This is a genomic window from Streptococcus parasanguinis (assembly GCF_001578955.1).
GTDB lineage: Bacteria > Bacillota > Bacilli > Lactobacillales > Streptococcaceae > Streptococcus > Streptococcus parasanguinis_U.
Genome location: NZ_KQ969692.1, coordinates 239,924 through 252,816, shown reverse-complemented (window position 1 = coordinate 252,816; position 12,893 = coordinate 239,924). Strand labels below are relative to the sequence as shown.

The window sequence follows — 12,893 nt, the reverse complement described above, 5'->3', positions numbered from 1 at the left end:
TTTAAAGAAAACAACATCAGGATTTGGAGTAATATAGAGAAGTTGGTCGTTTTCAAAGACCAGTTGGATGGTGTTATTTTTATAGGTGTAAATGGTATAGTCTACTCCGGATTTAGAAGCTTGTTTGAGATCAACAGCTCCCATCAAAAAGGCATGCGCTTGTTCTTCTGTTATTTTTCCCTCATGGTAGAGCGCTTTAATATTTTCTAATTCGGTATTTTCAAAAGATTCGGCAATATAAGCAGGGGCTGTTATTTGTTTCTCTGGATTCCCAAGAATTGTTTGGACAAGGGCAGTGGTATATCCTTCATAGTCCGGCGTCTGGGCAAAAATAGTATCGCCATTTCTAGAGTAGGCCACTTTTAGGTTTCCTGTCGCATAAATCTTATCTTTGGGAGCTTCTTGAGCATTTTTAGGGAGTCCTTCGGTTGTGACGCTGTCAGAAGAGGGCTGCGTTGTGGTTGAAGGAGAGCTAGAGGAGTTGCTTGAGCTATTTAAACTAGTTGAACGACTCGGGTGGCTAGAACGACTCGAGCTACTTTTTTTAGTGTTTTTCTTTTTTGAGCTGGTAGTAGTTGGTTCTTTTTTAAAGTCGATCTTAAGGTCCGGCACACAGGCTGATAGAAAAAGAAGAGATAGCAAGAGTGTGAAGAAAAGAGGGAGTGTTTGTTTTTTCATCATGTTCCTTTCGATAAGCTGATTGATTTTCTATTCTATCATAAAAAGGGTAACAAAAAAAGGTCAGGAAGAAATCCTGCCTTTATTTGTTATTATGGATGCCCACCTCCAGGTCCACCGCCTTGAGGTCCGCCACCGCCTGGAGCCCCACCGCCTCCAGGCATGGAGTTGACAATTTCCGTTTGTTTTTCACCGTTGATATAGATGTCTCCGCCAGTGTAGGTAGCAGTACCATCAAAGTCGAATCCAGATTGTCCCGTTAATTTAATGGTTCCTCCTGTAACAGTGATATTTCCATTCGAATCAATTGGATCGGTATCGCCTTGCCCAACTTCAACGTTAAGGGTTCCACCATTCATGGTGAAGAAAATTTCATCTTGGTTGGCATTAGCATTGGCTGCATTGACACCATCATCGGTTGCATAGATGGTGATATCACCACCGTTGATGGTGATCGATTTTCCTTCGAGACCTTCGACAGACTCGGTTACCTCATAGGTTCCGCTATCGATGATCAGATCACCAGAAGCATGGATTCCATCGTCCCCAGCTGAAATGGTCATGGTATTGTCAGACAGATACATGGTTCCAACAGAAGTATCTTCATCATTATCCACCTTGACGGCATCTTCATCTGCATCGATGCTCATGGTCGTGCCAGTGATATTGAGTTCGTCATTGACGTTGAAGGCATCTCCTACAGCCGTGATTTTATAGGTTCCACCTGTGATGTGGAGGGTGTCATTGGCTTTGATACCGTTGTTCTTCTTGGCATCAATGTTGAGCGTACCTGAACCATTGATGGTGAGGTCGCCTTTAGAGAAGATCACTGCATCGGCATCTTCATCATTGTTTGAACTTGAATCAGATAAGGTATTGGTCGTGCCATCTGCTAAAGTGAGGTAGACATGTCCTGCTTTTGTAGCAGAGATTGGTGAGTTGGTGTTGGTCATGGTAACGCCTTTCAAGACGATGTGAACATCATCTGAGTCACCTGCTTCGACCTTGATTTGAACCCCATCGGATTCACCAGAGATGACATAGGTTCCAGCCTTTGAGATGGTCACGGTGGATCCAGATACAGCTACGCCGTCACCTGATACACTTGCAGAAGATCCAGACAGTTTTACAGTAGAGGCTTTGCTTTCATCGTAAGAGCTGTCCTTGTCCTTATCTGTAAAATAGTTGGAATTGTTTGTTTTATTTTTTGAAGTAGAAGTAGCGGTAGTTTGTGCAGTATTGCTTTTTGTAGCTGATTGTGATGACGCCTGGGTGCAAGCTGTCAGTAAGGTGAGGGTTGCGGCCCCCGTTAATAAAAATTTCCATTTGTTTGATTTCATGAGCTTTTCCTCTCGTTCAATTGATATGCTCCTAGTCTAAAGTTGCTAGCTGAAAGTTTCCTAAAGTTTTTCTGAAAGGAACCTTAACTTTAGTTTTCTTTAAATTTGGCTTAATGACCAGTTAAGAAAGTCCCATTAAACTAGAAAGCACGTAAGTCGTATTCATACTTACTGAAGGTTAGAAACAATAGATCCCCCTTAAAGGAGAAGAAACATGAAAAAAACAATTGAGACAAGTTTCAAACGAATCGAAACAAAATATATCGTCGCAAAAGATGACGTGAAGGACTTGATCAAAGACTTAAAAGAATACGTCGTAGAAGATGATTACCCAACTTCAACCATTTCAAACATTTATTTTGATACGGAAAATTTTGATGTCATTCAAGATGCTCTTGCCAAACAACACCGCCGTGAAAAAATTCGGATGCGGACTTATATAGAAAAACCTCAAGCAGACAGTCCAGTATTTCTAGAGGTGAAGTCAAAAGATGAAGAAGGAATTGGCCATAAATTCCGTCTAGTCGCCACTTCGCAAGCCATTATCAACTTGATGACAGATGGGAAAGTAGATCATCAGATACAAGATCCAGACTTAGTGCAAGAGATTCAGAGATTGCGCAAACGTTATGGTTATCGATTGGAACCACGGATGTTTATTTACTATGATCGCTTGTCTCTTAAAGAAAAGAAATCCATTCAGGGTTATCCTTATCAGAAGATTCGCGTGACAATCGATCAAGTCTTTCGAGACCAGGCTGTTAGCCTTTTTGATGGGAAGAAAGGAGAACCTCTACTAGAGGATGACTTCGTGATCATGGAAATTAAGGCTCCTGGCCAAGAACCTAAATGGCTAAAGGATATTTTAGAGAAGTATGGTTTGGTGAAACAGAAATTTTCAAAATATAGCTGTGCTTATCATAAATCACAAGGCTTGGATTATGCCCCAAGACCAGTTCAAGAAACGGTAGGTGCTGCCTATGTCTAATCTATTTGATTCTATTTTTAATAATGCTACAGCAACGGTGGATCCCTTGCGCTTGCTGCTGGCCCTTTTGGTCAGCCTCTTTCTAGGGCTGGCCCTATCTTGGACCTATAAATACCGGACACTTTACACTCGAGAGTTTGTCATTAGTTTGACCTTGCTTCCTTGTATGATGACCTTAGTGATCTTTTTGGTCAATGGAAGTTTGGGAACCTCGATTGCAGTGGCAGGGACCTTTAGTTTGATCCGTTTTCGTTCGGCTACGAGTGGTTCGAGAGAGTTGATTGCCATTTTCTTAGCTATGATTATAGGACTAGCGGCAGGTTCAGGCTATCTTTTATTGGCCATATTATCAACCCTTTCTTTACTAGGGGTATGGCTGGTATTAGAGAACAAACAGAGCAAGGCAGACCATCAACGGCGCCGTCATTTGACCATTACCGTCTCAAAACAAGATTCTGTTGCAGAACAAATCAGCCAGTTGTTGGACCAAAGGTGTTCAGAGATTGACTTTATTTCTGTCACAACGGCCCAAGCTGGAGAACAACTGACCTTGAACTATGAGGTAAATATGAAATCAAACATTGATGATTTTGGCCTTGCCAATCTATTGATTAGCAAGATTGAAAATTGTGATGTCGCTCTGACAAAGAAAGCGAAGAAAAGAAAGAATCTATAACGGCTATCCTACTTTAGGATAGTTTTTTAGGGTTTTAAGAACTTTTTAAGAAAAAGTGGTATACTGTTTCTAAAAAATGGAAGGAATCCTTTATGAAAAAGACTGCTATTTTTGAAGATGTCGTCTCTATTATGACCCATGATTCATCTACCATCAAGGATCGAAAAGGATGCGATCTAGAGCCTTTTCGAGAAAACATTACAGATGATATGACAGATGATGCCTTTCTCTATCAAGTTAAGACTTACTTAGCTAGTTTTGGGGTGATCGGGCATGTTTCCTTTCGAGATAAAAAGGCCAGTCCAAAAGGGTTTCTTTTGAGAATAAACGGACAGAAACTGTATGTTGAGGAAGCTAATGAAGATACGGGTCTTCAAGTAGGAGATCAGATCCTAGGTTTGGATGGAAGTGACTTGGATCAGATAGCTTCTCTTCATAAAGACTATTTTATTAGCAAGACCCCCGAAAGACACTATAGAGAATGGGCAGATTTGGTCTGTCAGTCAACTAGTGTCACTTTGATTCGAGAAGGGATAGAAAAGACCATTGAAGTAGTCCCTAGCCGAGAACCGATCCAGGATCAGATTTTTTGGAAACGATTAGACGATGGGATTCTTTATCTTCGTCTGGATAACTTTATGGATGAAGGATCTTTGGGTCGTTTATACCAAGAGTGTTTACCGACGATGACGGAAGTCAAGTTTCTTATCATTGATGTCCGACGCAACAGTGGAGGGACGGACTCTCTATATCTTCCTCTGTTACATCTAGGCTTAGAGAAGGATCAGGGCTATGATTCGCTTGACTGGGATGATGATGGCATGGAAATTCTCTACACAGAGCGCAATGTTGACCTGCGCTTGAAAGACTTTGAGGACTGGATGCAACAGGAAGAAATTAGTCCCGAAACAGTTAAGCTACTTGAAGATATGAAAGAGAATTTGATCCACCATCGGGGGAAAGGCTATGTACCGTATAAGCAAGAAAGTGAGGAATTCTTCCCAGAGGTTAAAGGTGGCCACTATCCTGAACGGATCTTTGTCTTATCAGATATCTATTGCGGTTCTTCTGGCGATAACTTTGTTCAGATGATGAAGCAGTTTAAGAAGGTAACGGTGGTAGGTAGACCGACTCTCGGAATTTTAGACTATTCCAATTGTTGTACCGTTGATTATGGCGATTATCAATTGATGTTTCCTACTTCTCGTTGTCTATGCGTAGATCAAGGTAAAGGAATGACGGATCAAGGTGTTCTACCCGATATAGAGATTCCTTGGACACCTAGCCATTTCGAGAGAGATGTGGATCTGGACAAGTGTCTGGAGTTGATTCATCAGGGGACTGTGAAATAGAATAGGATTTCAACCAGAAAACTGATTAAAGAAAAATGCTTTCGTTAAACGACTTGAATGATCTGAAATGATAACGTTTTCTACGACATTCTCACTATGTTTAAAATTGCTTACTTGGTATAAAAAATGGTAAAATAGTGAGTAACAATCAAAATGAAGAGTGAAACTTATGAAACATAAAACACTTTATAAATTTATCGGGCAGACGGTCTTGTATTTCGCCATTTTCCTAGCCCTACTTTATTTCTTTAGTTACCTTGGTCAAGGTCAGGGTGGCTTTATCTACAACGAATTTTAGAAAAGGAGACTCCTAGCCGTGTCAAACCAACCAATTACTGATATGATCGAGACAATTGAACGTTATGCGCAACTACAACCAGACTATCCGGTTTACAATGTCCTTGGTGAGGAGCATACCTATGGCCAATTGAAGGCTGATTCAGATAGCTTGGCTGCCCACCTTGACCAAATGGGACTTCCCGAAAAGTCACCTGTAGTGGTCTTTGGTGGACAAGAATATGAAATGTTAGCAACCTTTGTGGCCTTGACCAAATCTGGCCATGCCTATATCCCAATTGATAGCCACTCTGCCTTGGAGCGCGTGTCTGCCATTGTTGAAGTAGCAGAGCCAAGCTTGATTATTGCTATCAATGAATTTCCATTGGAAAACCCAACTGCTCCAATCATGTCCTTGGAGCAAGTGCGTGAAGCTTATGCGGCTCAGCATGCCTATGACTTGCAACATCCGGTCAAAGGGGATGATAACTACTACATCATCTTTACCTCAGGGACAACTGGGAAACCAAAAGGGGTGCAAATTTCGCACGATAACTTGCTCAGCTTTACCAACTGGATGATTACGGACAAGGAATTTGCAACGCCAGAGCGTCCGCAAATGTTGGCGCAACCGCCCTATTCCTTTGACTTGTCTGTCATGTACTGGGCACCGACCTTAGCTCTTGGAGGAACGCTTTTTGCTCTTCCATCAGCCATTACTCAAGACTTCAAACAACTCTTTGCGACCATCTTTTCTCTTCCGATTGCTATCTGGACTTCAACACCATCTTTTGCAGATATGGCCATGTTGTCTGAAGATTTCAATGCTGAAAAAATGCCAGGGATCACCCATTTCTACTTTGATGGGGAAGAGTTGACAGTCAAGACTGCTCAGAAATTGCGCGAGCGTTTCCCAAATGCACGCATCATCAATGCCTACGGCCCAACAGAAGCAACTGTAGCTCTTTCGGCTGTAGCCGTAACAGATGAGATGTTAGCGACTTTGAAACGTCTGCCAATTGGTTATACCAAAGAAGATTCTCCAACCTTCATCATTGATGAGGCAGGCAACAAATTGCCAAATGGTGAGCAAGGGGAAATCATCGTGTCTGGACCAGCCGTTTCAAAAGGTTATATGAATAATCCAGAGAAAACAGCAGAAGCCTTCTTCGAATTTGAAGGTCTTCCAGCCTACCATACAGGAGATGTCGGAACCATGACAGATGAAGGTCTTCTTCTCTACGGTGGACGGATGGACTTCCAAATCAAGTTTAACGGTTATCGTATCGAGCTAGAGGATGTCTCTCAAAACTTGAATAAATCGAAGTATATTGACTCAGCAGTCGCAGTACCGCGTTATAATAAAGATCACAAGGTCCAAAATCTCTTGGCCTATGTCATCTTAAAAGAGGGTGTCAAAGAACAATTTGAGCGCGAAATTGATATCACGAAAGCCATTAAGGAAGATTTAGAAAACATCATGATGTCTTATATGATGCCTTCAAAATTCCTCTATCGTGACAGCCTGCCATTAACACCAAACGGGAAAATCGACATCAAAGGGTTGATTAGCGAGGTTAATAACCGATGATCGAGTTTTTGAAACAGCTCCCTCATTTAGAACACTATGGAACACCGATCTATTTTATCTACCTCATTCTAGCTTTTTTGCCGATCTTTGTGGGCCTCTTTTTCAAAAAGAGATTTCCGGTATATGAAGGACTTGTGAGTCTGATCTTTATCATTTTGATGCTGACAGGTTCGAATCTCAAGCAAATTTATGCCCTGCTCTTTTACGTAGTCTGGCAAATCTTGATTGTGTATTCCTACAAAATCTATCGTCAGAAAGCGGACAACAAGTGGATTTTCTATCTTCATTCCTTCTTGTCTGTCTTGCCCCTGATCTTTGTTAAGGTAGAGCCAGCGATCAAGAATGGGCACCAATCCTTGTTTGGATTTTTAGGGATTTCGTATTTAACCTTCCGAGCTGTCGGAATGATCATCGAAATGCGAGATGGTGTCTTGAAAGAATTCACACTTTGGGAATTCTTACGCTTTATGCTCTTTATGCCGACCTTCTCAAGTGGGCCGATTGATCGTTTCAAGCGTTTTAATGAGGATTATAAAGCCATTCCTGAGCGTGAAGAATTATTGGATATGTTGGAGCAAGCTGTTAAGTATATCATGTATGGCTTCCTTTATAAATTTATCCTAGCTCATATTTTTGGCCACTTATTGTTAGGTCATGTGCAGACCTATGCCTTGTCTCAAGGTGGATTCTTCAATATCGGAACGCTGGGAGTCATGTATGTTTATGGCTTTGACCTCTTCTTTGACTTCGCGGGCTATTCGATGTTTGCTTTAGCAGCTTCCAATCTGATGGGGATTAAAAGTCCAATTAACTTTGATCGTCCCTTTAAATCACGTGACTTAAAGGAATTCTGGAATCGTTGGCATATGAGTTTATCTTTCTGGTTCCGTGATTTTGTCTTTATGCGTCTCGTGATGGTATTGATGCGCAATAAAGTGTTCAAGAGCCGGATCACGACCTCAAATGTTGCCTACATTATTAATATGTTGGTCATGGGCTTCTGGCATGGAGTGACCTGGTACTATATCGCTTATGGGCTCTTCCATGGGCTTGGAATGGTTATCAATGATGCCTGGATTCGAAAGAAAAAATCTATTAATAAAGAAAGAAAAGCAAAAGGATTGGATCCGATACCGGACAATCGTTGGACCAAGGCTTTGGGGATCTTTATCACCTTTAATACAGTGATGCTGTCCTTCCTGATCTTCTCAGGATTCTTGGATCAGCAATGGTTCCCAAAAGTGAAATAAAAGGAGAATAAAAAATGGATGTAAAATCACAAGTAATTGAAATTATTGACGAATTGTTTATGGAAGATGTCTCAGACATGATGGATGAGGATCTCTTTGATGCGGGTGTTCTTGATAGTATGGGAACAGTCGAATTGATTGTGGAATTGGAAAATCGCTTTGGCATCCGTGTTCCTGTATCAGAATTTGGACGCGATGATTGGAACACTGCCAACAAGATCGTAGAAGGTGTAACGGAGCTTCAGAATGCTTAAGCGTTTGTGGCTGATTTTAGGGCCCGTATTTTGCGCGCTCCTCATGGTAGCAGCTTTATTATTCTTTTATCCAATCAATCATAAGCACAACTATACCGAAGAGAAAAAAGCTGCGGTAAGCCTGAATGCAGAAGGATTCAAGAGTCGTACAAAGAAACAAGAAGCACTTTCTGATCCACAGCATCGCTTTGTCCCTTATTTTGGCTCAAGTGAATGGTTACGTTTTGATGTGGTGCATCCAGCGGTTTTAGCTGAAAAATATGACCGCAATTACAGACCCTACTTTTTAGGAGAACGTGGTGCGGCTTCTTTGAACCAGTATTTTGGAATGCAACAGATTTTGCCAGAACTCAAGGACAATACAGCTGTTTATGTGGTTTCTCCGCAATGGTTTACCAAGAAGGGCTATGATTCCTCTGCCTTTCAACAATTCTTTAATAGCGATCAGTTGAATAGCTTTATTGCCAATCACCAACAGGATGCTGCATCCCAGTATGCCGCGAAGCGTCTGTTACAACAGTATCCAAATGTCGCCTTTCAAAGTGTTGTGAGCAAAATTTCTCAAGGAAAGAAAATTTCCAGATTTGATCAGTCTTTGAACCAGTTTGTTTCCCACCTTGTCCAACGCGAAGATGCTTTGTTTAGTAATCTTGCAACGCGTACAAACGGGAATTACGATAAGAAGGTCAAAAAACGTCTACAAGATTTACCAGATCAATTCTCATATGAGAAATTGGAAGAAATTGCAACGGCTGAAGCAAAAATCAAAACCAATAACAACGACCTTGGAATCAGCAATCATTTTTACAATACTCGTTTAAAAATGAAGTTGAAGAAACTAAAAGGTTTCCAAAAAAACGAATCCTATGTTCAATCTCCTGAGTACAATGACTTGCAGTTGGTTCTAGACCAGTTTGCTAAATCTCGGACCAATGTTATCTTTGTCATTCCTCCAGTAAATGCCAAATGGATGAAATACACAGGCTTGAGCCAAGAAAAGTATGAACAGGCTGTTCAAAAGATTCGTTACCAATTGGAAAGTCAAGGATTCACCAATATTGCAGACTTTTCTAAAGATGGTGATCAGCCCTACTTTATGGAAGATACGATTCATATGGGATGGAATGGTTGGCTAGCCTTTGATAAAGCGGTCAATCCCTTTGTCACAAAGGCTGAAAAAGCACCAACTTACCATCTAAATGATCGCTTCTTCAGCAAAGACTGGGCCCAATATAAAGGGACACCAGACGAATTTAAATAATGCTTGATCAAAGGGGGCAGGATCAAATCCTGGCTCCTTGATTTGTGAGGAAAGTGACGAGAAAGTCACAAATAAGCAAGAGAGTTATCCACAGGCTGTGGGAAACTTGCTTGTAAATGGATGAAAGCAAGTCCTGATGCTTCTGACGCTTCCTCTTTTGAGGGGGCAAAAAGTGAAAGTTATCCACATTTTTGTGGATAAGTGATAAAAAACAGTGGATAAGTCAGCTGGTTTGTGAAAAGGAGAATAGTGTGAAAAAAATTTGGTTTTACGCAATCGTTCAGGGAATTGTGATCTTTTTTATTGTGGGTGGCATGACCTATGTGCTTAGGGGAGATTTCTTTTTCCGCTACCTATCCCCTATTTTTGGACTAGCAGCAGCTGTCTTGCGATTTGGGACGGCGACTTTAATGAAGGTGCTAGCACCCACTCTCTACGATGATCCCAAAAAGAAAGAAGAGAGCCACGATAATTAAAGAAGTTGGTGACTGAAAAAGTTGAGCTAAAGGCCACTTTCTGCTGGTCTTTATGGTAAAATAGAAGGAAGAATATTAGTTTGGAGATTAATTAGAAATGAAACGTTCAATGTATGCTGGACGTGTTCGTGAAGAACACATTGGAACTCGTATTACCTTGAAAGGATGGGTTAGCCGTCGTCGTGACTTGGGTGGTTTGATCTTTATCGATCTACGCGACCGCGAAGGGATCATGCAATTGGTGATCAATCCAGAAACAGTTAGTACAGAAGTGATGGCTACAGTCGAAAGCATCCGTAGTGAATATGTTGTAGAAGTGACAGGTCTTGTAGAAGCTCGTGAACAAGCTAATCCAAACTTGCCTACAGGAGCAGTAGAACTCAAGGTAGAAACTATTACGGTTCTCAATACCGCAAAAACAACACCATTTGAAATCAAGGACGGTATTGAAGCCAATGATGATACTCGTCTTCGTTACCGCTACTTAGACCTTCGTCGTCCTGAGATGTTGGAAAACCTCAAACTTCGTGCAAAAGTAACCCATTCAATCCGCAATTACTTGGATGAATTAGAATTTATTGATGTGGAAACACCGTTTCTTTCTAAGTCAACTCCAGAAGGAGCGCGTGACTATTTGGTTCCTTCCCGTGTCAATAAGGGGCATTTCTATGCCCTTCCACAAAGTCCTCAGATTACAAAACAATTGTTGATGAATGCTGGATTTGACCGCTATTATCAAATCGTGAAGTGTTTCCGTGATGAGGATTTACGGGGAGACCGTCAACCTGAGTTTACACAAGTCGACTTGGAAACTTCTTTCTTGAGTGATCAAGAAATCCAGGATATCACAGAAGGCTTGATTGCACGTGTCATGAAAGAAACCAAGGGAATTGAAGTAACACTCCCATTCCCACGGATGAATTATGATGATGCCATGGCCTTGTATGGTTCAGATAAACCAGATACACGTTTTGAAATGTTGCTCCAAGACTTGACAGAGCTTGTCAAGGGTGTAGACTTCAAAGTCTTCTCAGAAGCTCCAGCAGTTAAGGCGATTGTTGTCAAAGGTGCAGCGGATCATTACTCTCGTAAAGACATCGATAAATTGACAGAAGTTGCGAAGCAATACGGTGCAAAAGGTCTTGCTTGGGTGAAATATGCTGAAGGTGCTTTGAACGGTCCTGTTGCGAAGTTCTTGACAGACTTGACAAGTGACTTGACAGCTGCTTTACAGTTAGAAGACAAGGATCTAGTTCTCTTTGTAGCGGATACTCTTGAAGTAGCCAATGCAACGCTTGGTGCTTTGCGTGTTCGTCTTGCGAAAGAGCTTGACTTGATTGACAACAATCAATACAACTTCCTTTGGGTAGTGGATTGGCCAATGTTTGAATGGTCTGAAGAAGAAGGCCGTTATATGTCTGCTCACCATCCATTTACACTCCCACAAGCTGAAACAGAGCATGAATTGGAAGGTGATCTTTCAAAAGTTCGAGCAATTGCCTATGATATCGTCTTAAATGGCTATGAATTAGGTGGAGGAAGCCTACGGATTAATCATAAAGATTTACAAGAACGGATGTTTAAAGCACTTGGCTTTACAAAAGAAGCTGCTAATGAACAATTTGGTTTCTTGTTGGAAGCAATGGATTACGGTTTCCCACCACATGGAGGATTGGCGATTGGTTTGGACCGCTTCGTGATGCTTCTTGCAGGTGAAGATAATATTCGGGAAGTCATTGCCTTTCCGAAGAATAACAAGGCGACAGATCCAATGACACAAGCTCCTTCTGTCGTTTCTGAAAAGCAATTGGATGAGTTAAATCTTCAAGTAGAACTAGCAGAGCAAGAATAGGACAAGAGAGAAAAGGGAAAGTCTAGGAATCAGTTGCTCTAAGATCTTCCTTTTCTTCTAATCGATGGATTGAAAATGAAAAAAACTCGCTTTCATAAGCTATTTCGCTATCATGTGCGGCGACTAGCTTATAACATTAAATTATTGCGCGTGCTGAAGAGCATCTCCCGTGAGAAATACGATGAAAAAGTGTCAGCTTCCTTGCTGTATGGTTTTCTATCAGCGATTGCCGTCAACTTCTTCTTTCAACCAGGACATGTATACTCCAGCGGTGCAACAGGGCTAGCTCAGATTTTATCTGTTCTGAGCCAACGCTTTATTGGCTTTACGATTCCCGTTTCCTTGACCTTTTATGCCATCAATATCCCTTTGATGATTGTGGCTTGGTATCAAATTGGCCATAAATTTACCATCTTTACCTTTATTACGGTTTCGATGAGTTCCCTCTTTATTCAGTTCGTGCCAGTGATTACGTTGACCAACGATCCGATCATGAATGCCCTATTTGGTGGGGTTGTCATGGGAACAGGGATTGGTTTTGCTCTTCGGAACAACATTTCCAGTGGGGGAACCGATATTGTCAGTTTGACGATTCGAAAACGGACAGGAAAGAATGTCGGCAGTATCTCCTTTTTGGTCAATGGGACCATTATGTTGATCGCTGGTCTGACCTTTGGTTGGAAGTATGCTCTTTACTCTATGATTACCATCTTCGTATCGAGTCGAGTAACGGATGCTGTCTTTACCAAGCAAAAACGGATGCAGGCAATGATCGTAACGAGCCAGCCGGATGCCATTATTGAAAAGATTCATAAAAAATTGCATCGTGGAGCAACCATTATCCACAATGCAGAAGGAACCTATAACCATCAGGAAAAAGCGGTTCTGCTGACAGTTAT

General features: G+C 41.5%; 13 protein-coding genes. 11 read left to right on the top strand and 2 right to left on the bottom strand.

Annotation, left to right across the window (positions count from 1 at the left end; all coding sequences use genetic code 11):
* Positions 1 to 681: DUF4947 domain-containing protein (locus tag SPADD19_RS09345; protein ID WP_042766417.1), on the bottom strand; the 681-nt coding region annotated here is incomplete at its 3' end.
* A gap of 89 nt (positions 682 to 770) precedes the next feature.
* Positions 771 to 2,018: a carbohydrate-binding domain-containing protein gene (locus SPADD19_RS09340; RefSeq protein ID WP_023919946.1), complete on the bottom strand. Its 1,248-nt coding sequence runs from the start codon at positions 2,016 to 2,018 to the stop codon at positions 771 to 773.
* A gap of 214 nt (positions 2,019 to 2,232) precedes the next feature.
* Here SPADD19_RS09340 and SPADD19_RS09335 point away from each other — a divergent pair, with 214 nt between their 5' ends.
* The 11 genes from SPADD19_RS09335 to SPADD19_RS09285 all read left to right on the top strand — a co-directional run.
* Positions 2,233 to 3,006, top strand: coding sequence for a polyphosphate polymerase domain-containing protein (locus SPADD19_RS09335; RefSeq protein ID WP_061455862.1), 774 nt, complete (start codon positions 2,233 to 2,235; stop codon positions 3,004 to 3,006).
* Positions 2,999 to 3,682 carry a DUF4956 domain-containing protein gene (locus SPADD19_RS09330; RefSeq protein ID WP_049471785.1) on the top strand — a complete coding sequence of 228 codons (684 nt, stop codon included), beginning with the start codon at positions 2,999 to 3,001 and terminating at the stop codon, positions 3,680 to 3,682. The genes SPADD19_RS09335 and SPADD19_RS09330 overlap by 8 nt, the downstream gene beginning before the upstream one ends.
* A gap of 92 nt (positions 3,683 to 3,774) precedes the next feature.
* Entirely contained in the window at positions 3,775 to 5,034 is a 1,260-nt protein-coding gene (locus SPADD19_RS09325; protein WP_061455861.1) for a S41 family peptidase, read from the top strand.
* Positions 5,035 to 5,203: 169 nt separating this feature from the next.
* A complete protein-coding gene (locus SPADD19_RS09320; protein WP_003002102.1) occupies positions 5,204 to 5,332 on the top strand; it encodes a teichoic acid D-Ala incorporation-associated protein DltX in 129 nt (42 codons plus the stop codon).
* Between the two features lie 18 nt (positions 5,333 to 5,350).
* Positions 5,351 to 6,901, top strand: a complete 1,551-nt coding sequence (gene dltA, locus SPADD19_RS09315) for a D-alanine--poly(phosphoribitol) ligase subunit DltA (RefSeq protein ID WP_061455860.1) — start codon at positions 5,351 to 5,353, stop codon at positions 6,899 to 6,901.
* A complete protein-coding gene (gene dltB, locus SPADD19_RS09310) occupies positions 6,898 to 8,151 on the top strand; it encodes a D-alanyl-lipoteichoic acid biosynthesis protein DltB (RefSeq protein ID WP_023919938.1) in 1,254 nt (417 codons plus the stop codon). The genes dltA and dltB overlap by 4 nt, the downstream gene beginning before the upstream one ends.
* 14 nt (positions 8,152 to 8,165) lie before the next feature.
* On the top strand, positions 8,166 to 8,405 hold the full coding sequence (dltC, locus tag SPADD19_RS09305; RefSeq protein ID WP_003002265.1) for a D-alanine--poly(phosphoribitol) ligase subunit DltC: 240 nt from the start codon (positions 8,166 to 8,168) through the stop codon (positions 8,403 to 8,405).
* A complete protein-coding gene (gene dltD, locus SPADD19_RS09300) occupies positions 8,398 to 9,666 on the top strand; it encodes a D-alanyl-lipoteichoic acid biosynthesis protein DltD (protein WP_061455859.1) in 1,269 nt (422 codons plus the stop codon). Before dltC ends, dltD begins: the two co-directional genes overlap by 8 nt.
* A gap of 251 nt (positions 9,667 to 9,917) precedes the next feature.
* A complete protein-coding gene (locus tag SPADD19_RS09295) occupies positions 9,918 to 10,142 on the top strand; it encodes a hypothetical protein (RefSeq protein WP_021154124.1) in 225 nt (74 codons plus the stop codon).
* A gap of 97 nt (positions 10,143 to 10,239) precedes the next feature.
* Complete coding sequence (gene aspS, locus SPADD19_RS09290; protein WP_061455858.1) at positions 10,240 to 11,994, top strand: aspartate--tRNA ligase; 1,755 nt, start codon at positions 10,240 to 10,242, stop codon at positions 11,992 to 11,994.
* Positions 11,995 to 12,069: 75 nt separating this feature from the next.
* A partial coding sequence (locus tag SPADD19_RS09285; protein WP_061455857.1) for a YitT family protein occupies positions 12,070 to 12,893 on the top strand: 824 nt, incomplete at its 3' end.